General features: G+C 71.2%; 19 protein-coding genes. 10 read left to right on the forward strand and 9 right to left on the reverse strand.

Features of this window, described 5'->3' with window-relative positions:
• Positions 1 to 100 precede the first annotated feature (100 nt).
• From IT371_28560 to IT371_28570, 3 genes are all read right to left on the reverse strand, one after another.
• A complete protein-coding gene (locus tag IT371_28560; GenBank protein ID MCC6751638.1) occupies positions 101 to 1,222 on the reverse strand; it encodes an MFS transporter in 1,122 nt (373 codons plus the stop codon).
• A gap of 160 nt (positions 1,223 to 1,382) precedes the next feature.
• Complete coding sequence (locus tag IT371_28565; GenBank protein MCC6751639.1) at positions 1,383 to 1,982, reverse strand: pilin; 600 nt, start codon at positions 1,980 to 1,982, stop codon at positions 1,383 to 1,385.
• A gap of 25 nt (positions 1,983 to 2,007) precedes the next feature.
• Positions 2,008 to 3,198: a hypothetical protein gene (locus IT371_28570; protein ID MCC6751640.1), complete on the reverse strand. Its 1,191-nt coding sequence runs from the start codon at positions 3,196 to 3,198 to the stop codon at positions 2,008 to 2,010.
• Between the two features lie 131 nt (positions 3,199 to 3,329).
• Here IT371_28570 and IT371_28575 point away from each other — a divergent pair, with 131 nt between their 5' ends.
• The 7 genes from IT371_28575 to yjjJ all read left to right on the forward strand — a co-directional run bounded on the left by IT371_28575 (position 3,330) and on the right by yjjJ (position 10,442).
• On the forward strand, positions 3,330 to 4,226 hold the full coding sequence (locus IT371_28575; protein ID MCC6751641.1) for a hypothetical protein: 897 nt from the start codon (positions 3,330 to 3,332) through the stop codon (positions 4,224 to 4,226).
• Complete coding sequence (locus tag IT371_28580) at positions 4,223 to 4,984, forward strand: DUF1295 domain-containing protein (GenBank protein ID MCC6751642.1); 762 nt, start codon at positions 4,223 to 4,225, stop codon at positions 4,982 to 4,984. Before IT371_28575 ends, IT371_28580 begins: the two co-directional genes overlap by 4 nt.
• Before the next feature lie 31 nt (positions 4,985 to 5,015).
• The gene (locus tag IT371_28585; protein MCC6751643.1) at positions 5,016 to 5,849 is read left to right on the forward strand and encodes an acetoacetate decarboxylase family protein; all 834 of its coding nucleotides are present in this window, start codon (positions 5,016 to 5,018) and stop codon (positions 5,847 to 5,849) included.
• A 4-nt stretch (positions 5,850 to 5,853) separates the two neighbouring features.
• The gene (locus IT371_28590) at positions 5,854 to 6,927 is read left to right on the forward strand and encodes an acyl-CoA/acyl-ACP dehydrogenase (GenBank protein ID MCC6751644.1); all 1,074 of its coding nucleotides are present in this window, start codon (positions 5,854 to 5,856) and stop codon (positions 6,925 to 6,927) included.
• Between the two features lie 11 nt (positions 6,928 to 6,938).
• Positions 6,939 to 8,228, forward strand: a complete 1,290-nt coding sequence (locus IT371_28595) for an acyl-CoA dehydrogenase family protein (GenBank protein MCC6751645.1) — start codon at positions 6,939 to 6,941, stop codon at positions 8,226 to 8,228.
• 165 nt (positions 8,229 to 8,393) lie between these two features.
• Positions 8,394 to 8,990: a hypothetical protein gene (locus IT371_28600; protein MCC6751646.1), complete on the forward strand. Its 597-nt coding sequence runs from the start codon at positions 8,394 to 8,396 to the stop codon at positions 8,988 to 8,990.
• A 123-nt stretch (positions 8,991 to 9,113) separates the two neighbouring features.
• A complete protein-coding gene (yjjJ, locus tag IT371_28605) occupies positions 9,114 to 10,442 on the forward strand; it encodes a type II toxin-antitoxin system HipA family toxin YjjJ (GenBank protein MCC6751647.1) in 1,329 nt (442 codons plus the stop codon).
• Between the two features lie 44 nt (positions 10,443 to 10,486).
• Here yjjJ and IT371_28610 read toward each other — a convergent pair whose 3' ends face one another.
• Both IT371_28610 and IT371_28615 read right to left on the reverse strand, forming a co-directional pair.
• Positions 10,487 to 11,086 carry a PadR family transcriptional regulator gene (locus IT371_28610; protein ID MCC6751648.1) on the reverse strand — a complete coding sequence of 200 codons (600 nt, stop codon included), beginning with the start codon at positions 11,084 to 11,086 and terminating at the stop codon, positions 10,487 to 10,489.
• 29 nt (positions 11,087 to 11,115) lie between these two features.
• Positions 11,116 to 11,655: a hypothetical protein gene (locus tag IT371_28615; GenBank protein MCC6751649.1), complete on the reverse strand. Its 540-nt coding sequence runs from the start codon at positions 11,653 to 11,655 to the stop codon at positions 11,116 to 11,118.
• A 149-nt stretch (positions 11,656 to 11,804) separates the two neighbouring features.
• On the opposite strand from IT371_28615, the gene IT371_28620 reads away from it, so the two are divergent.
• The 3 genes from IT371_28620 to IT371_28630 are packed head-to-tail and all read left to right on the forward strand — an operon-like array spanning position 11,805 to position 14,892.
• A complete protein-coding gene (locus IT371_28620; protein ID MCC6751650.1) occupies positions 11,805 to 12,929 on the forward strand; it encodes an ABC transporter permease in 1,125 nt (374 codons plus the stop codon).
• Complete coding sequence (locus tag IT371_28625) at positions 12,926 to 13,663, forward strand: ABC transporter ATP-binding protein (GenBank protein MCC6751651.1); 738 nt, start codon at positions 12,926 to 12,928, stop codon at positions 13,661 to 13,663. The genes IT371_28620 and IT371_28625 overlap by 4 nt, the downstream gene beginning before the upstream one ends.
• Positions 13,663 to 14,892 (forward strand): HlyD family efflux transporter periplasmic adaptor subunit, encoded by a 1,230-nt coding sequence (locus IT371_28630; GenBank protein MCC6751652.1) that lies wholly within the window; start codon positions 13,663 to 13,665, stop codon positions 14,890 to 14,892. Before IT371_28625 ends, IT371_28630 begins: the two co-directional genes overlap by 1 nt.
• 37 nt (positions 14,893 to 14,929) lie before the next feature.
• Here IT371_28630 and IT371_28635 read toward each other — a convergent pair whose 3' ends face one another.
• From IT371_28635 to IT371_28650, 4 genes are all read right to left on the reverse strand, one after another.
• Positions 14,930 to 15,403 carry a superoxide dismutase gene (locus tag IT371_28635; GenBank protein ID MCC6751653.1) on the reverse strand — a complete coding sequence of 158 codons (474 nt, stop codon included), beginning with the start codon at positions 15,401 to 15,403 and terminating at the stop codon, positions 14,930 to 14,932.
• A 237-nt stretch (positions 15,404 to 15,640) separates the two neighbouring features.
• Positions 15,641 to 16,114, reverse strand: coding sequence for a hypothetical protein (locus tag IT371_28640; GenBank protein ID MCC6751654.1), 474 nt, complete (start codon positions 16,112 to 16,114; stop codon positions 15,641 to 15,643).
• A gap of 263 nt (positions 16,115 to 16,377) precedes the next feature.
• Complete coding sequence (locus IT371_28645) at positions 16,378 to 16,980, reverse strand: hypothetical protein (protein ID MCC6751655.1); 603 nt, start codon at positions 16,978 to 16,980, stop codon at positions 16,378 to 16,380.
• Positions 16,981 to 17,222: 242 nt separating this feature from the next.
• A complete protein-coding gene (locus tag IT371_28650) occupies positions 17,223 to 20,021 on the reverse strand; it encodes a PQQ-binding-like beta-propeller repeat protein (GenBank protein MCC6751656.1) in 2,799 nt (932 codons plus the stop codon).
• Positions 20,022 to 20,043: the final 22 nt, after the last annotated feature.

Raw genomic sequence — 20,043 nt, forward strand, 5'->3', positions numbered from 1 at the left:
CCCCACCCCGCTCCTGCAAAAGCAACTGTACCGCCGGCCAGGGGGATCTACAATGGGGCCCGGATGTCGCGGGGTCCCGGGGCCGACGTGGGGCCCGAGGTTACGGCGACCGTCTAAGCCGGCGCAGCACCAGCAGGACCAGCGGCGGGAGGGCCAGGGTGAGGGCCATGGCCAGAAGCCCGACCCGGGGCATGCCGGCCAGGCGGTGGTCGGGGAGCTCCCGCAGGAGCTTGGCCGAGAGAAAGGCCCCCGCCGCGGCGGCGCTGTGCTGCACGGCTGACTGCAGCGACATGAAGCGCGCCCGTTCGGCCGGGGCCGGCACGCGTGAGGTGAGCGTGTTCCAGGCCACCCCGCGCAGCCCTCCGCCGAACATGAAGCCCGTGAAGAGCAGCATCGCCGGAATCACCGGCGCGTCGCCGAGGAAGCTCGTGCCGAAGACCGCGAGCTGTACCAGCGTGCCGGCCGTGGCGAGCGGGGTGGTTCCCAGCCGATCCACCAGCGCGCCGCTCACGCGCACGGTGAGGAGGCTGATCACGCCGCCGATGAGGTAGAGCAGGCCGAGGCGCGAGCGGGGATAGCCGGCGTTGTACTGCAGGTACGACGCGAGCGTCGGGACGAGCAGAAACGAGGCGATGAAGGCCGTGGCCGTGCCGACGAGCGTGAGGAGCACCTCGGGGCGCAGATAGAGGCTCGAGCCGCGCGGCGCGTCGCGCTGCCCCGGCGCGAGGTGGTCGCGCATGGGGGGCATGCGCAGCATCGCGAGGACGACGACTACCAGGCCGAGGGCCGCCACCGAGAAGAGGGCGCTCCGCCAGCCGGCCAGGCGGGCGAGCTCGAGCCCCGCCGGCACGCCCAGGATCGAGGCCAGCGAGAAGGAGGCCATCACGGCGCCGAGCGCCTTGCCCCGTCGGGCTACCGGGACGAGGTCCGCCACGATGGAGAGCGAGAGCGCCGATGCCGGGCCACCGAAGGCGCCGGCCACGACGCGCGTGAAGACCAGCTCGCCCAGATTACGGGCCAGACCCCCGGCGGCGGTGGCCAGCACGAGCCCGGCCATGATCGCGGCCAGCGCCGCGCGGCGGTCGAAGCGGTCGAGGAAGAGGGACCCGAGGAGCCCCGCCACCGCGGCGGCGGCGGTATACGACCCACCCACGAGGCCGAGCTGCTCGGCGGGGATCCCGAGCCCCGCGGCGAAGTCGGGCCCGAGGGGCATCACGATCATGAAGTCGAGGATGTTCACGAACTGCACGGCGGCGACGAGGAAGATGATCGTGCGCTCGCTCGGCGCGTCGGGACGGAAGGGGGGCGAGGGAGCGGGTGGCGACGAGGAGGTCAAGGGCACAGCACTTTGACGGAGGGCACGCGCCCGGGGGGTCGGCGTTCTAGTTGTTGAAGATCTGCTTCGTAGGCCCCACGAAGATGGGCGTCCCGTTCTGCATGCGCGGTAGCATGCTATAGCGTACCCGCCGCGTGGTGGAGGTGCAGGACTGATAGCGGTCGGCGTAGATCTGCCCGCTCAGATAGTTCGGGTTTCCGTTGAGGCTATCCAGGTGATAGTAGTAATAAAAGCGCGGTTTATCCCCCGGCTCGAAGAGCAGCATGGACCAGATAGGCGCATAGCTTCCGGTCCTGAAGTTCGTGAGCTGGGCGGCGGTATAGGGCCCCCCTTGTGTGCATGCGGTATAGGCGCTCGTGCCGGAGCTAATGGCCGACCCGTGGCACATCCCGCCGAAGGTGTTGGTGCACGAGACGGAGCTGGCGACGGCGGGAGCCTGCCCCTCGTGCCCCTCGATGTAGGCGCGGGCGCCCGAGGCCAGCTTCTGGATGTTGTGCACCCCCTCGAGGTCCCGCGCCGACTCCACGTAGCGCAGGTAGGCGGGGATGGCCACCGTGGAGAGGATGCCGCTGATGGCCACGGCGATCATCAGCTCCACCAGCGTGAATCCCGTCTCGGTGCGGGGGCGTGCTCGGCTACGACTCATGAGCGACCTCCTTGGGCTGAGATGCCTATCGACGTCTCGGCGGCGGAGCGGGCTTGTAGGCCACCTCCGCCGTGGTGAGCCGGGTGCTGCGCTGCTGTCCGTCCGACGCGCGGACGGAGGCCTTGTACTTCGCGCCTTCCTGTAGCAGATCCTGGGGGAGCTTCACCACGAGCTCGCCGGCGCAGGGCTCGGTGGTCTCGCGAATCACTCCGCCGTTCTTGTACCAGGTGATCTCCACCCGCAGGTCGCGCCCGCGCGGGCTTCGGGCCATCACCACCAGCGCCAGGCCGCCGGCTTCGTTCGCCAGCTCCACTGCGTCGACGGCCGGCTCGTCTTCCTTGGGCTCGCTCTTGTTGTGGACCGCCGCCGCGTGCTCCGAGTGGACGTGCTGCTCGGGCACCGCGGCCGCCGGCGGGCTGTCGTCCGACAGCTCGAAGGGCAGATACGCGAGGCGCGCCACGACGAGCACGGCGAAGACGATCAGCATCGTCTTGCGCCGGTCCGGGGCCTCCGACCGGGGGGCCGCCGGGCGGAGCTCCTCGGCCGGAGCGGCCTTGGGAGCCAGGGTGCTGCGCTTCGGCGCGAGCGTGGCGCTCACGGCGGCCTGGAGGCCGCTCACCGTCGGAGAACGCTGCGCCAGGTCCAGCAGGCGCTGCAGGCGGAAGAACGCGTCGAGGAGCTTGTCGCGGGCCTCGCCTCCGCCCGTCGCGGCCCGGGCCACGTCCACGAAGGGGGTCTCGTGCTCGAAGACCGCCGCCCCATCGTCGATCGCCTGCCGCAGCTCCGCCTCGTCGTTGAGCTTGCTCGCGCCGACCAGGCGCTGGATCGCGCGTTCCAGCCGTTCGAGCCGCTGCGCCGCGATCCCCTCGTCGATCGTCGTGGGGGGCGCCACCTCGGTGAGCGGGGTCTCTCCCGTGGTGAGTCCGCGCGCCTCGTCCTGTGTTTCCTCGAGGTCGAAGAGCAGGGCCGCGTTCAGGCGGCTCGGGCTCGGGGCCAGCGGGCCGGTCGCGTCTCCCGGTTGGAAGGTGTCCTCAGCCTCGGGGGCCTCGGGGGCCTCGGGGGGCTCCGTCGCCGCGCGGCTGGTTGCGCGGATGGCCGGGAGGGCGGGGCCGGTGCGCAGCGCCTCGAGCCCGCCTTGGTGTGGCTGACCTGCGCCCCCCGCCTCTTCGTCGAGCACCGGAACGATCTCGTCCGACGCGTGATGATCTGTCGCCATAGCGTAATCCAGTCTACCAAGTAGTTTGCGCACCCGTCGAGGGCACGGCAAGTTCTGCGGTCTTCTGGTTTTGGTCCCTCGTGGCGGAGCGGGGGCCGAGGCCCCCTGCGTTCTCGAAGGCGCTCCGCTTCGTGCTAGCCTGCCCGGGCATGACCGTCGCGCTCGTCACCTGCCGGGACTGGCCCCTTCTGACCGACGATGACCGCCTGCTTCAGCGGGCCCTCGGCCGGCGCGGCGTCGCGACCGAGCCCGTCCTCTGGGACGAGCCTTCCATCGACTGGTCGCGCTACGCCGTGAGCCTGATTCGGTCCACCTGGGACTACGTCCGCCGCCTGCCCGACTACCTGGCCTGGGCCGAGCGGGCCGGCGCACGCACCAGGCTCGAGAACTCCGCCTCTCTCGTGCGGTGGAACACCCACAAGGCCTACCTTGCCACCCTCGCCGAGCGCGGGGTCCCGGTCGTGCCCACCGTCTGGCTTCCCGCCGGTGCGCCGGCGAAGCTCGGCCCATTGCTCGCGGCGCAGGGCTGGCCGGCGGGCGTGCTCAAGCCGGTCGTCTCGGCGGGGGCCTGGGAGACGGTGCGGGTCGACGCGCACGAGGTGGCCTCGGGCCAGGCGCACCTCGACCGCCTGCTGCCGGGGCACGAGCTGATGCTCCAGCCCTACCTCGACAGCGTGGCCGCCGAAGGCGAGCTCTCGGCGATCTTCTTCGACGGCGCGCCCTCGCACGCCGTGCGCAAGCTCCCCGCCGGGGGAGATTTCCGCGTGCAGCCCCAGCACGGCGGCAGGGTCGTTCCCTGTCCGCTGGACGGCGAGCTTCGCGCGGCAGGCGGCCGCGTCCTCGAGGCGCTCGAGAGCTCGCCGCTCTACGCCCGGGTAGACCTCTTGCGCGACGCGGACGGAGTCCTCCGCCTCGTGGAGCTCGAGCTGGTCGAGCCCTTCCTCTACTTCGAGGGGAGCGGCGGCGCCGAGGAGCGACTGGCCGACCTCCTGGTGCAGCGCGTCGCAGAAACGGAGCCAGGCCAGTGAACGAGCTCGGCGTCTACCGCGCGCTCCTCCTCGGCTGGCTCGCGCTGGCCCTCGGGACCTTCGTGCTCCTCTTCTTCGTCGTGGCCCCCTACGGGCGACACAGCCGGACCGGCTGGGGTCCCTCCGTCTCGCAGCGGGTGGGCTGGATCCTGATGGAGGCGCCGGCCTCGCTCCTCTTCGGGCTCTTCTTCGTGCTCGGCCAGTGGCCCGCAGCCCCCACCTCCTGGGTCTTTCTCGGCCTCTGGGAGCTCCATTACGTCTACCGCGCGTTCGTCTATCCGGCGGTGATCCGGCCGAGCCCCAAGCGCACCCCGGTGGTCGTGGTGGGGATGGCGATCCTCTTCAATAGCGTGAATACCTATCTCAACGGGCGCTATCTGTTCACGCTCTCGGGCGGCTATCTGTCTAGCTGGCTGCACGACCCGCGATTTCTCGCGGGCAGTGCGCTCTTTCTCCTCGGCATGGTGGTCAATCACCGAGCCGACGCCATCCTCCGCGGGCTGAGGCGGCCCGGGGATGCGGGCTATCGCATCCCCGAGGGGTTTCTTTATCGCTATATCTCCTGCCCCAACTACGCGGGAGAGATCCTGGAGTGGACGGGCTGGGCCCTCGCCACCTGGAGCTGGGGGGGCGTCTCGTTTCTGGCCTGGACCGTGGCGAACCTCGCGCCCCGGGCCTGGGCCCACCACCGCTGGTATCGCGAGACCTTCCCCGACTACCCCCGCACGCGGCGCGCGCTCATCCCGGGCCTCTGGTAGCGGGGCGTCGCCCCGGGCTATGCTGCGCGCCATGCGCACCTTCTTCGACGGCACCCGCCCCGGACGCCCGGTGTCGGTGGGCTCGGCGAGCTTCGAGCTCCCGATCCAGTACTACCGCGACGACGCCTTCGTGCTCTTCTTTCCCGCCCCCCTCGCGGCGCTCGAGCGGGCCCTTCCCACGCCGCGGCTGAAACCCGTACCGCTCCTGCCCGGCCGGGGGGCGGTGGCCATCGCGGCCTTCAACTACCTGAACACCTCGATCGGTCCTTACGGCGAGGTGGCGGTGGCCATCCCGGTGACCCTGGATCGCCGCGCTCCGCCGCTCGTGGGGGCGCTACTCGAGTCCCGCTTCCCGAGTCTCGGGCTCTTCGTCTGTCACCTGCCGGTCACGCACCTCGTGGCGCGTGACGCGGGGCGCGGCATATGGGGCTATCCGAAGTTCGTGGCCGATATGCGGTTCGAATACACGCCCGAACGGCTCGGGTGCAGCCTCTCCGAGGAGGGCCAGCACATTCTCAGCGTGGAGGTGGCGCGCGGAGGCCTGTGCGTGGAGGAGCGGCGTCCCATCGTGACCTATACCGTTAAAGGACGCGAGCTCGTGCGCACCATCATCCCGGCGCGCGGCACGGCCCGCCTGAACCTCGGGGCGCGCGGCTGCTCTCTGCGCCTCGGAGAGCACCCGGTGGCCGAGAGCATCCGGGCGCTCGGCCTCGGGGCGAGACCCGTCTTCGCCCGCTACTACGTGGAGCGAGCGGCGATCCTGCCGGTCGGGGAGGTGGTGGACGGCGACGTGGCGCCGCACGAGGGCTACCGGGGGCGCGAGCGCCAGGGGGTCCACGACACCGTCTATCTCGGTGGGGAGTAGGCGCATGGAGCGCGAGGCGCTGGAGGCGGCGCGGGGGAGCGCGGTTCGCTTCGCCCGGCAGGAGGTGGCGCCTCTGCTCGCGCGGGAGGGACGCGACGGGGACCTGACCCGGCTGCCGGGCGTGCTCGCGCGGGCCGAGGCGGCCGGGCTCCTCGGGCAGGGGGAGGACGCGGCCTTCGCTCTGTGGGGCAGCGCGTGCGAGCCGCTCGCGGCGGTGGTGGCGCTCGAGGCGGTGGCCGAGGAGTGCGCGGGCGTGGCGCTCTGCCTGCACTACGCGGCGGTGGCCCAGGCGGTGTTCTCCGCGCTCGGGGACGAGGCCGAGGCGCGTGGAGCCGGCGAAGGCGCGGTGGGTCTCTTCGCGCCGCCGGCCCTCGGGTGGCCGCTCGCGAAGGGGATCCGGGTTCGCGCCACCGGCGACGAGGCGCGCGTCGAGGGAGAGCTCTGCTTCGTGCACGGCCCGCCGGACGCGGCGCGCTACGCGCTCTTCGCGGACGACGGGTTTGCCACCGCGGTGGTGGTGCGAGCCGGCGCGGAGGGCCTCTACGAGGGGGCGACGGAGGAGAAGGTGGGCCTGGCGGCGCTCTCCACGCGCGGCCTGCGCCTCGAGCAGGTGCTGGCGCTTGCCGTGGGGCCGTCGCCCTGGCCGGATGCAGCGGGCGTGCTCGGCCGGATCTGGCTCGGCGTCGCGGCCGCCGCGGTGGGGAACGCGCAGGGGGCGCTGACGGCGGCCACGCGCTACGCGAGCGAGCGCTATCAGGGAGGGGGGCTCATCCGCGACCACGCCGCGGTAGAGGAGCTCCTCGCCGAGGCGGGTTCGCGCGTGGCGTGCGCGCGGGCCTTCCTCTACGCCGCGGCCGAGCGGTGTCCCGCGGGCGGGCTGCGCGAGCTGGCGCAGCTCAAGCTGCGGGCGACCCTCGACGCCGCGCAGGCCGTCTCGGACAGCCTGCAGGTGCTCGGGGGCTATGGGTACATGGAAGACTATCGCCTCGAGAAGCGGCTGCGCGATGCCCTGGCCCTGAAGGTTCTCGCGGGCCGTCCCGCGGACCTGCGGCGCGCGACGCTCTCCGAGCGCACGTGAGAGGCGTTCCGATGAACCCCTTGCACCCGCGCGACGCCTCCGGACGCCTCTCCTCCCTCGGTCGCCTCCTCTTCGACACCGAGGCGCGCACCCTCTGGGAGCGGGACACGGAGACCCTGCCGGCTCCCTTCCGCACGCTCCGGCGGCACTACCGCGCCTTCGCCGAGGAGCACCTCGCGCCCCGCGCGCTGGCCGCGGACCGGGACCCGCACGGCGTGGACGGACGCGCTCTCTTTCTCGCAGCGGCGCGACACGGGCTCGAGACGGAGCTCCTGCCTCCCCCCTTCGGCACGATGCCTCCGCGGGCCCTTACCTACGGCCTGGTCTTCGCCGCGGCGCTCAAGGCGGAGGAGCTCTCCTCGGCCTGCGCGGGTCTGGCCCTGGTGCTCCTCGGGCACGACCTCGGCATCGCGCCGCTCTTTCTCAGCGGAGATCCCCGCGCGCTCCTCGGCTGGCAGCGCCGCATCTACCGGGAGATCCGGCGCGGCGAGCCGGCCCTCGCGGCCTTCGCCATCACCGAACCCGGCGCGGGCTCCGACGCCGAGGAGACCGAAGGCGCGGCGCGGGCCCGCGTCTCCGCGACGTATCGGGCGGTCCCCGGCGGCTACCTGCTGAACGGGCGCAAGTGCTTCATCAGCAACGGGGCGATCGCGCGCTGGGTGACCCTCTTCGCCGCCCCCGAAGGGGGAGGATTTTCGGACTGGACCTGCTTTCTCCTCGACGAGAGCCTCGCCGGCCTCTCCCGCGGACGGAGCGAGCGCAAGCTCGGACAGCGCGCGAGCGACGCCACGGAGCTCCTGCTGGAAAGCGTCTTCGTGCCCGAGGAGCGGCGCATCGGGCCCCTCGGCGGCGGCTGGGCCATCAGCCGCAACGTGCTCAACTACTCGCGCCCCTGCGTGGGAGCCATCGCGGTGGGGATCGCGCGTGGCGCCCTCGCGCACGCGGTGGCCTTCTGCCGCGAGACGATGCTCTCTGGCCGCTCGCTCCTCGCGTATCCGGAGGTGCAGCTACGGCTGGCCGAGCTGCTGACCCAGGTCCAGGCGGCCCGCGCGCTGGTCTGGCAGGCCGCGCGCTACCGGCGCCCCTTCCAGACGGCCGGCTCGATGGCCAAGACCTTCGCCTCGGACACGGCGTGGGCCGTCTCGAGCGCCGCCCTCGAGCTCCTCGGCGAGCACGGCTACCTCCCCGGCCACGGGGTAGAGAAGGCCGCGCGCGACGCGCGTCTGACGCAGATCTACGAGGGCACGAACCAGATCAACCGCCTGGCCATCTTCGAGGGCCAGCTCGGCGCGGAGTTCTGAGCGCCGTCACGCGTCAACCTCGTTGACGGCGGGTGTCGAGGACGGTCGGTAGAGCCCGATCGTCCGCCGTTGGGCGTTCGGCGTCTTGCGGCGCGCTGCCCCAGGCGTCATGCTGAACGCACGTCCTCGGGGGACTTCGCGACAGGGGGAAACGAACGCATGGGGATGAAGCTCGTCGGAGCAGGCCTGCTGGCGCTCGGCCTCGCCTGTGGGCGCCCGGCGCTGCCCGAGGCCGAGCTGCCACCCGCGACCGGGTTGCGGATTCGCGTGCGGAACGACGCCGCGAGCCCGATCTATCTGGACGGCAACGCGCGCTGGCTCTTCTCCGTCACCGACGCTGCGGGCGGCCCGCTCATGATCGATCATCCCGACCTCTCCGGCTGCGATCGGTGCAGGACGATCTGCGAGCTGGGCCGGACGGTGAGTGACTCGGGGATTGGCTTCGTCGAGCTGGCTCCGGGCGCGTCCGTGGTGGAGGAGTGGCCGGCGGAGGTCTTCACGCGTGGCGCCTGCGCCTGTGGGCATCCCTGCGTGTCGGCGGCCTCCTTGGCTCCGGGGCGATACGGTCTTCGGGTTCGCTACGCGCGCGATCTGCCCAAGGAGATCTACGGGCGCCCCGCCCGCTTCGACAGGTTCTCGTTTCACGACCGCACGTACCGCACCAGCGAGCAGTGGGGGAGCTGCGAGAGCTATCTCGATCGGACGCTCGAGCGGCCGTTCGATTTCACGGGCCCCGGAATCGTCGAGCTCGTGTTCCGGTAGCGCGGTCGCGGCGCCGGGGCTACTTCGAGCCCTTCTTCCCTTTGCGGCCCGCCTTCGGCGTCTTGCTCCTCGCCCTCGAGCTCCTCCACTCTTTCTATGCACGCATCTATGCATATACTATGCATGATGCCGACCCTCGAGCGCCTTCTCGAGCTCCTCGCCCGCGGCCCGTGCTCCTCACGAGAGCTGCAAGGGCGGCTTGGCGTGAGCCAATCGACCGTCTCCCGCCTTCTTCGAGACGCCGGGAAACAGGTGGCTCGTCTCGGTCAGGGCCGGGCCGTGCGCTATGCAGGAGTTCGTCAGGTCTTTGGCCTGGCGGAGTCGCTCCCGCTCTACTGGGTGACCGCTTCGGGCCAGGTGGAGCAGGTGGCGTCGCTCCGGGCTCTGTCCGGGGGGCGCTACCTCGTGGAGGGTGGGGGCCTGCCGTTCTGGCTGCGGGGCGAGGCGGGCACGGGGCTCTTCGACTCCCTCCCCTACTATCTCTACGACCTGCGGCCCTCCGGGTTTCTCGGGCGGCAACTGGCGCGGAGGGCCGCGTCCGAATGGGGCTGTCCGCCGGACCCGCGCCTCTGGTCGGACGACCACATCGGACAGTATCTCGTGCGGCGAGGAGACGATCTGCCGGGGAATTTGATCGTGGGAGAAGCGGCGGCCGAGCGGGTGAACGCCCGGACGGTGGACCCGGCAGGGGCGCGGCGCACCGCGTATCCCGGGCTCGCCGAGGCGGCGTGTCGGGACGAGGCGCCGGGATCGTCCGCCGCGGGAGAGCAACCGAAGTTCGCCGTCCGACATGCCTCCGCGGGCCCCGTGATCGTGAAGTTCTCCCCCAGGGGCACGAGCGAAGAAGCCGGGCGCTGGCGCGATCTGTTGCGCGCGGAGTACCACGCCCTCGTCTCGGTCTCGAAGACGGGGATCGCGGCCAGCGCGGCCACGCTCCACGACCTGGGTGGTCGGCTCTTTCTGGAGGTTCGACGGTTCGATCGGCAGGGGCCGTGGGGGAGGCTTCCCGCGCTATCTCTCACCATGGTCGATGCCGAGTTCGCCGGCCAGGGAGAGCGCTGGAGCAAGGTCGCCCAGGCGCTGCGCGCGCGAGAGCTTCTGGACGATCGGTCGTGGAGGGCCATCCGGTGGCTCGAGACGTTCGGCACCTGGATCGGCAACACGGACATGCACCTTGGAAACCTCTCGCTCTCTCCAGTGGCAGAGGGCTTCCGGCTCCTGCCGGTCTACGACATGCTGCCGATGGCGCTCGCCCCGGTTCGTGGCGAGGTACCGAGGCCGAGCGTGCGCCCGCCCCTGCGGACGCTGGAGAACCGGGAGCTCTGGGGAGCGGCGGGAGAGGCGGCTGCCGCCTACTGGTCGAGCGTAGCGGACGATGGGCGCTGTTCGATGAAGTTCCGCGAGCTGGCGCGCGCGTTGCGGCTACAGACGGAACGCGCACTCCGGGATTGACCGAGGGAAGAGGAGGCGACGAGGTCGGCCTACCGCACGGCGCGCTACCTCGGGACGGCCTTCCCCTTGCGGGACCGCTTGGCACCGCCCGCCGACGGGGGCTGGGTCGCGCTCGCCAGCGCCCGCTCGAGCCAGGTGAGCTTGGCCTCCTCGAGGAGGATGCCGAACTCGAGCGCCTGGAGCTTGGGCTCGGAGAGGCCCTTCTCGCGCATCCTCTCGCGCGTCGAAAGGTAGCCCTCGAGGCGCTGGCGGTGGAGCGCGAGCTGAGCCTGGAGCTTTCCGGCCAGGGCCTTGCGCCCGAGCGGCCGGAAGAAGGGGTACTTGGTGAGAAACGGGAAGGCGCGGAAGAAGTCGAAGGGGGGCCGGCCTTCGTAGTCCTCTCCCTCGGAGCTGGTGAGCCAGCGCAGAAACTCCGCCCTGCCGGCCTCGGTGACGTGCACGACCTTGCGTGCGGGGCCCGTGCCGGTGTCCTCGAGCCGCTTCTCCACCAATCCCTGGCGCTCGAGCTCCTTCAGCAGCGGGTAGAGCTTCGCGTCCCCGAGCTTCTCGTCGGGGTTGATGAACTCCCGGTAGCGCTTCTTCAGCTCGTAGCCGTGGGTCGGCGAGGCGGCGAGCCAGCCCAGGATGTAGTGGGGCAGGGACACGGGTCAGGCGGCGATCGCTCGGCCTCCGCTCATGCGGGCGGGGCCTCGTCGAAGGAAAAGGTGTATTCGCGCGCGCACGCGCCGGTCTGGTGCATCAGACAGCCCTCGAAGGCGGGGGCCACAGTGTAGCGGACCCCCAGGGTCTCGAGCCAGGTCTCCATGCGCGGAAAGATGCCGCAGTGGTACTGCGCGGCTGCCCCGAGCTGGCTCACGCCGTCGAAGGCGAAGCAGCGATCGGTCTCCCAGCGCAGCACGTTCGGCCGGGGATAGGTCAGCCGGAAGCCCATGAAGTCGGCGCGGATGAGCTGCCAGGCGCCGTCGAGCAGCGCCCTGAGCGCGTTCATGTCCCGCACCTCGCCCAGCCCGAGAGCCTTCACGAGCCGGCGGATCTCGACCGCGGCCATGGAGCGCACGGCCTGCAGGTTGAGCTGGTTCGCCCGTTCGAGGCCCAGCGCCTCGGCGCAGTGGCGGAACCACATCGCGTCGTGGGTCAGCCAGGACTTGATCAGGAGCTCCTTGAGCTCGGCCGGCTCGAGGGTGCGGACGGGGGATGCGGGGGCGATGGACATGGCCTTCCTCCTCGAATCAAACCATGCAAATAACTATATCCGATACGATATAGCTCGGTCAAGCGCGAGCGGAGGCCGGAAGGCCGCGCATCTGCAAGACCTCGGGCTCCGGGCGAGGCACCGGTCGGGGTGGTATTCTACGGACCGGCATGCGGCGCATCGCGCTCCTCACGTTGACCCACGACCGGGGGAAGATGGCCGCGGCGCTTGCGGGGGTGGCCTTCGCCACGACGCTGGTGCTGGCCCAGATCGGCCTCTACGTGGGCTTCCAGCAGAACGCGTCCTCGCTCATCGCCTACGCGGGGGGCGACCTGTGGGTCATGCCGCGCGGGACCGAGGTGCTCGAGACGGCGGACAAGCTCTCGGCGGTGAGCCGGACCGTCGTGGCCAGCCAGCCCTGCGTGGCGCGCGTGCGCGGCCTCACCATCACGTTCGTCTTCAGCCGCAAGGGGAACGGCACGCAGGACGCCGTGATGGGGATCGGCATCGAGCCCGCGAGCTGGCCGCTGCTCCCCTGGAGCCTCGGCGTGGGACTGCCGCAGGACTTGCTCGCGCCGAACCGCGTGGCGGTGGACCGCCTGGACCTCGCGAAGCTGCAGATCGTGGGCGACCCGCGCAAGGCCACCCTCGAGGTAGGGGGCGAGACGGTGCACATCGCCGGGGTCACCGAGGGGATTCGCTCCTTCACCCTCACGCCTTACGTCTTCATGACGCTCCAGAACGCGCGCCGCCTGATGAGACTGGCCGACGACCAGGCGCACTACTGGCTGGTGGACCTCAAGGATCGCCGCTGCGCGAAGGACGTGGTCGCGGCGCTCGAACAGCGCCCCGACCTGCAGGTCCGCACGAACGACGAGTTCCGCCAGATGACCGAACGCTACTGGGTCACGGGCTCGGGAGCCGGCACCGCGCTCGGCTTCGCGGCGCTCCTCGGCCTCATCGTGGGCGTGGTGATCGTCGGGCAGACCCTCTACACGCTGACCAAGGAGCACATGCGCGAGCTGGCCACGCTCAAGGCCGTGGGCGCGACGCAGCTCGAGATCGTCCTCTTCGTGGCCTGGCAGGCGCTGTTCCTGGCCGTGATCGGTGGCGCGGTGGGCGTCGGGATGGCCAAGGGGATGGAGCACTTCATCGCGCAGGCGGGGCTCAACATCGCCATCGACGGCGGGGTGCTGCTCCTCGGCGCCGGGTCGATCCTGCTCATGTGCGGACTGGCCAGTCTCTGGAGCATTCGCGCCGTGCTCAAGCTCGAGGCCGCCGAGGTCTTCAAATGAGCGCGCTTCCGGAGGTGCTGGTCCGCGCCGAGGCGGTGACCAAGGTCTACCGCGAAGGGAAGGTCGAGACGCCCGTGCTCCACGGCGTCAGCCTCGAGGTGCGGGCGGGTGACCTGGTGCTCATCATGGGGCCCTCGGGCTCGGGCAAGACCACGCTGATCTCGCTCCTCGCGGGGCTTCTGCGCCCGACCACGGGGCAGGTCGAGCTCTGCGGCGTGCCGATCACCGAGCTCGGCGAGGCGCGCGCGACGCAGGTGCGGCGGACGCACCTCGGGTTCGTCTTTCAGACCTACAACCTCTTTCCGGCGCTCTCGGCGCTGGACAACGTGGCCGAGGTGTTGCGCATGAAGGGGATGACGAGCCGGGCGGCACGCGAGGCCTCGCAGGTCGCGCTCGCGCGGGTGGGGCTCGCCCACCGGCTGCACCACCGCCCGGGGGAGCTGTCGGGCGGACAGAAGCAGCGGGTCGCGATCGCGCGGGCCATCGCCGGCGAGCCGGTGCTGATCCTCGGGGACGAGGTCACCGCGGCGCTCGACACGACCACCGCGATGAGCGTGATGCAGCTCCTCCGTCGGCAGCTCGGGCCGGAGAAGGGGATCGTGATCGTGACCCACGACCGGCGGCTCGAGCAGTTCGCCGACCGCGTGATCGATATCGAGGACGGAAGGCTGGTGCGCGACGAGCGGCGGCAACCCGCGACGATGGCGACCTCCGTGGCCGGGGAGGCAGGTTGATGTCACGCGGACGACGCTACGCCCTCGTCGGAGCGGCGCTCCTGGCGGGGATCTGGGGGGGGCTCTGGGTGCGGGGGCGGCTCGCGGCCCAGACCACGGAGGTAGTGGCGGGGGAGCTGCGCCTCGAGCTCATCGCGCGCGCCATGGTGGTGCCCATCGACGGGATCGCCGAGCTGCGGGCTCGCACCGACGGACGGGTGCTGGCCGTGCACGTGCGCGAAGGGGACCGGGTCAAGGCCGGTCAGCTGCTGGCCGAGCTCGAGGGGGACGCGATGCAGGCGGAGGTTGCGCGGCGAGAGGCGCAGCGGCAGGCCTTCGCGGCGAGCGCGCGTGTGGTGGCGGAGGGCTCGCGCCCCGAGCAGCGGCAGGCCCTCGCGGCGCAGGCGGCGGCGGTGCGGGAGCAGGTGGCGCTGGCCGAGGATCGCGCGCGGCGCGTGCGGCGGCTGCGCGAGAGGGGGGCCGTGGCGGAGGCGCAGCGCGAGGAGGCCGACCGCGAGCTGGGGGTGGCCAAGGCGCGGCTCGAGCTGGCGGAGGCGGAGCTGCGCCTCGGACGCGCGGGGGGGCGGGCGACGGAGGTGAGCGCGGCGCGGGCGCGGGCGACGGCGGCCGAGGCGGCGGTCGCGCAGGCGAGGAGCGAGCTTTCGCGCACGCGGCTCGTGGCGCCGATCGACGGCGTGGTGCTCGCGCGGCGCGTGGATCGCGGCGACACCGTCTCGGGGGTTCAGTCGGGGGGCAACACCCCGCTCTTCGAGCTCGCGGACACGACCCGCGTGGAGCTGCGCGTGGAGGTCGAGGAGGGGGAGGCAGCGCGCCTCGCAGTGGGGCTCGCCGTGCGGATCTCTCTCCCCGGGGGAAGGACGACCCTCGGGCGCGGACGCCTCGCTCGGCTCGGGCATCGCCTCGAACGGCCGACCATCGGGGCCCACGACGGGCGCGAGCGGGCGGAGGGGTGGATTCGCGCGGCCTGGGTGAACCTGGAGCCCGGCTGGAACGCCGCGGGGAACTTCCCCGTCGGGCAGCGGCTCGAGGTGGCGATCGAGCTCCCGCCGCGCAAGGTGGCGGCGATGGTGCCGCGCGAGGCGGTGCGCGTGGTGGGTGGCCACGCCGAGGTGGAGCTCGCCAAGGGGCCCTTCTTCTCGGCGCTGACCGTGGAGCTCGGCGCGGCGGACCCGCGCTTCGTCGAGGTGCGCGGCGTGTCGGCGGGGCAGAGGGTGCGGCTGGGCAGGTAGGCTGCGGCCGACCGGGTGGCGGCGTGCGGGCGCTGACCTACTTGCCTGGCGGCCAGTACCCCGCGATGCCGTCGATGGCCTTGCCGAGGGCCGTCACCTCGGCCTGGGCGCTCGACTGCTTGGTCTTCATCGCCGCGACGAGGACCGCGTGGTGTCGGGCGAGGCGCTCCACGTAGTCCGCCTGTGCCTTCTTGTCCCCGGGCGGCGGCAGCTTCACCTTCTGCGCCAGGAAGTAGTCGGCGACGATGCGCATCGCGCGCTCGGCGTGCTGCTCCTTGGTCATCACCCAGCGCACGAACTGCTGCTGGCTCTGCACGTCGCGCTTGCCGGCCAGCGCGGCCAGCTCCGTCACGGCCTTCCGGATGGTCGTCAGATCCTCGCGGAGCTGCTCGACGCGGGCGTGGTCGGAGAAGATGCCGCAGGGCACCTGGCAGTGGGCGGAGGCAGCTCGGGCGCCGAGGATCGTTCCGAGCACGAGGACGACGAAGGACGAGATCGTACGAGTGGGCATAGGGTGCCTCCTTTGAGGGTCGCGTAGCTAGGCTGCGTCGGGCGACCGAGGACAGTCCGCCGGCGCGGTTGCCGCGGCAAAGGGTGCGCCCACCTTGCCGGTCTGGCAACTGAGGAGCAGCTTGCGTTCGGGGGAAGGGCTGGTTTCGCGCGGGAAGCGGGAAGCGGGAAGCGGGAAGCGGGAGCGTGGAGCGCGGAGCGTGAGAGCGTGGAGCGTGAGAGCGTGGCCCGGCGTGGTCTACTTGTCGTCCAGCGCGCGCTCCATGCCGACGTCCACGAGAGCGCCCACTCCCGCAGCGGTCGCGCCGGCCTCGGCGCCGCCGCGCGCGCCGTTGATGGCACCGCGGAGCCATCCGGTCGCGAGGCCCCAGCCGGCCCGGACGCTGGCCCAAAGGAGCGGACCGGCTACGGCGGCCTTGAAGGCCGTGCCGACCCAGGGAGCGATCTCGGTTCCCTTGTCGCCCACCCAGCCGATGGCCTGGCCGATGACGGGGAGCTGCTCGGGCTGGCCGGCCATGAGGGCGGTGGTCAGCACGCCGAGGGTGAGGATCTTCGCCCCGGGGTTCTTCAAGAACTTGCCCTTGAAGGTCACGGACTGCTTGAGCCCGCCGAACCCGTCCTTGATGGCGTAATAGGGAGAGCCGAAGACGAAGCCGACGAGCCCGCCGACGAAGCCGCCCTTCTTGGCGCCGCCGATGAGCGAGCGCTTCACGTGGGCTTCCTCGGTTCTCGAGAGCGCCGGTTGCTTGGCGACAGCCGGCTGCGCGGCGTGAACGAGGAACAAGGCAACAAAGGACCCCATCAATGCGTGGCGCATCGCTTCATCTCCTGACTGCGTGGTGTCCGCAGACAGTGCAAGGCGAAGGCCAAGCCGCCTCGGGGCCTAACTCCGCGAGATGCGTGGGGCGAGGATCCGGCGGGGGAATGAGCCAGACTGGCTAGCCTGGCCGATGGGGAGGTGGCAGCCCGCAGAGGCTACTCGCCGAGCTTGAGGTGCGCGCTGGCCGAGGCCGTCGTGGTGGAGGACTTCTTCAGCTCCGCCTTCACGGACTGGATGAAGTCCCGGCCCCCGAGGACGACCTTCGTGCCGAACTGGCCCATGACGCCCGCGAAGCGGCTGCCCACCCCTTGAACGGCAACGAGCGCACCGGCCTGAAAGATGTGGCTATTGAGGTTGTGGAAGAGCCCGGCGAGGCCCGCCGACAGGAGCGTTCCGCCGCCGATCGAGGCTGCTTCCCGAATGACCTCGCCGCGCGTGAGGCGGCGGGATCGCGTGATGGTGAGCTGATTCACGGCTTCGCCCGCGATGTACGAGCCGCCGCCCGCAATGGCCGGGTTCACGCCGTTGGCCGTGAGGTAGCCGTAGGTGCCGATCGTGGCGCCCCAGCGCGCGGCGAACTTCACGACCCCGGGGAGCCGCTGCGGGGAGGTCACGACCGCGTGCGTGATGCGTCCTATCCCGTCCCCGACCTGCTTCAAGCCCGCGCGAAACCCTCCGCCTTTTCCGTCGGCGGCGAAGGCCGGCGAGCTCAGAGCCACCATCACCGTGAGAGTTCCCGTCATCAGCGTCGTGCGCATTGTGTCCTCCGTGTGTTCGAAGGCCGACGAATGCAACGGCAGGGCCAACAGTCGCTGGCGCGCAAGCCGCCGAAATGACGGAATCGGCCGCGCTGGCCGGGCTGGCGCATCGGTTGGCCGCTAGCGTTCGCAGCAGCGCGAACGCATGTGGGCAAGGGACCTGGGCTTCAATGAAGGAGCGAGCGACGAGCCCCCGAACGCGCCGACGCTGAAAACGCGTCGACGCGACGAACGCGCCGACGCTACGGACGCCCCTGATTCATGCGGTTGCCGAAGCGCTTGGGCCAGCCGGTCGTGGCGTGTCCGGCCACGGCGCCGGTGGTCACGGCCCAGAGCGACTTGGCTGCGCCGACCCACAGGATGCCGTCCTTCGAGAGCGAAGGAGACGAGGCGAAGGCGTCGGCCACCTGCAGCGTCCAGAACTCCGCCCCCGTGCCGGAGTCGAGCGCCTTCACGCTGCCGTTGCAGCCGTTGACCGCGTAGAGGCTGCCGTCCGAGCCCACGGCCACGGAGGAGTGGTAGCAGCCGTTCGGCCCGTAGACCCAGTTGGCGTTGCCGTTCGAGGCGAACGAGCGGATGCGGCCGTCGGAGAGCGCGACGATCACGCTCCCGTCGGGGGCCACTACCGGCGCCGCGTTGGTGATCGTGACGCCGAGGGGCTTGCTCCAGATGATCGTCCCGTCGGCGGAGTTCACCTTGTAGAGCGAGTTCGACGCCGAGGTGACGGCGTAGACGTGCCCGTCGGTGCCGAGCGCCACGGCCACGTTGTTCGTGCAGCAGCCGAGGTCGCGCGTCCACTTCTTCAGGCCCGTGGAGGTGATGCCGTGCAGAAGCCCCTTCGTGCCGAGCGCGTACACGCTGCCGTCCTTGGCCACCGCCGGGCCGCCGGTCCGCGTGTCGCTCCCCGTCCCGTCGGTCAGGTCGAAGCGCCACTTCTGCGTACCCGTCGAGGTGAGCGCGTGGACCGACTCCCGGTAGGCCCGGTCGAAGTGCGGCACGCCCCAGGCGTAGACCGTGCCGTCTGCGCCGATCGCGCCGTTGTTATAGGCCGACCAGCCGTCGCTGACCTTGAACTCCCACTGCTTGGCGCCGCTCGCGGTGTTGATCGCGTAGACCGCGGCAGGACCGGCCGTGGTGGTGACGTAGACGACGGTCTCGTCGTTCGAGAGCATCGGGCTCGCCGAGGTGTAGTGGAAGAGAGACAGGGTCCACTTGATCACGCAGTCCTTGCTCACCGCGCGGAGCTTGCCGTCCGTCGTCGTGGCGTACACGGTGCCGTCGGAGGCCACCGCCGGCGTGGAATAGATGTCCGCCCCGAGCGAGACGCTGCACTTCACCTTCGCGTCGCAGAGGGAGTTGTTGCAGAAGGTGGAGCAGCCCTTGCCGCAGGCGCCGCAGTTGTCCTTGCTGTTGTTCAGGTTCACGCAGCCCGAGGCGATGCTGCAGCAGGTCTCGCCGCTCTTGCACGCCGCGCAGGTCGTGCCGCAGCGGGCGGCCTTGTCGCAGGGGACGCAGGCATTGCCGTCGCAGTCGTAGCCGAGCGGGCACTGGCTCTTGGTCAGGCACTGCACGCAGCGCTCGCCGTTGAAGCAGTAGGGAGTGCTCCCCGAGCAGGAGGCGCAGGTCAGGCCGCAGTGGTCGTTCCGGTTGCACGCCGCGCACGAGGTCCCGTTGCACCACTGCCCCGGCTGGCAGATCGCGCACGAGGGCCCGCAGCACCCCACGCAGGCCTGCCCGTTGCAGAAGAGGTTCGACGCGCACTTGATGCAGAAGGTGCCGCAGTACGCGTCGGTCGTGCAGGGGACGCAGCTCCCGGCGTTGCAGTACTTGCCGGACCCCTGGCCGCAATGCAGGTTGTCGGTGCACTGCACGCAGGTCGTGCCGGCGGCGTTGCAGTACGGGGTGTTCCCCGAGCAGGTCGTGCAGGCCTGGCCGCAGTGGTCCGCCGTGTTGCAGGGGGTGCACTTGCCGTCCTTGCACCAGTTCCCCGACGGACAGTGCGCCGTGGCGCGGCACTGCACGCAGGCCGTCCCGGCGTCGTTGCAGTAGGGGGTCGGCGTCCCCTGGCACTTGGTGCAGTTCTCCCCGCAGAAATCGTCCGTGTTGCACTGCACGCAGGTCCCGGCGCTGCAGCGGCGGCTCTTCGGACACTGCGTGGAGTTCAGGCACTCGGCGCACCCCGATGGGTCGCAGTAGGGCATGGCGGTGCCGACGCACTTGGCGCAGAGCGGCCCGCAGTGGTCGGGGGTCGTGCAGGCCGTGCAGGTGTCGGCCTCGGAGCAATACTTGCCGGCCGGGCAGTGGTTGTCGTTGCCGCACTCGCCGCACGAGCTCCCCGAGGCGTTGCAGTGCGGCAGCGCCGTCCCGGTGCAGGTGGCGCACTTCGCGCCGCAGTGGTCGTTCGTGTTGCAGTCCTTGCACTTGCCGCCGTCGCACCACTTGCCGCTCCCGCACTCGGGGTCGGTCTTGCAGGTGATGCAGGTCTGCCCGTTGCACGAGAGCCCCTCGGGACAGGTGATGCAGGTCGGCCCGCAGTGCAGGTCGTTGGTGCACGGCGTGCAGACGCCCTTGTCGCTGCAGAACTTGCCCGCCGCGCAGTGCTCGTGGCGCGAACACTCGGCGCAGGCGCTCTTGAAGCAGCGAGGCTTCGACCCGCCGCACGGCGCGCACTTCGGCCCGCAGCGGTCGTCCTCGTCGCAAGGGAGGCACTGACCCCCTTTGCAGCGGGTCCCCTGCGCGCACTCGTTGCCGCAGGTGCCGCAGTTCTTCTCGCTGTGCTCCATGCAGCGGCCGAGGCAGCAGAGCTGTCCCGGCGGGCACATGCGATTGCACGCGCCGCAGTTCTGCGGGTCCGAGGCCAGCGCCGTGCACAGCCCCCCGCACTCGGTCTCCGTGGCGCGGCAGACGGCGCCCCCGGCGCACCCCGCCATCCCGAGGGCGAGCGCGGCCAGCGCCATATATAGGTAGAGCCGGGGGGTCGAACGGGGAGGGACGGTACGTCTTTGGCCGGACAGCCACCCGGCCCGAGCACAATGCTTCATGCGTCCTCGCAACGACCGACAT

The sequence above is a fragment of the Deltaproteobacteria bacterium genome (assembly GCA_020848905.1).
Classification (GTDB): domain Bacteria; phylum Myxococcota_A; class Polyangia.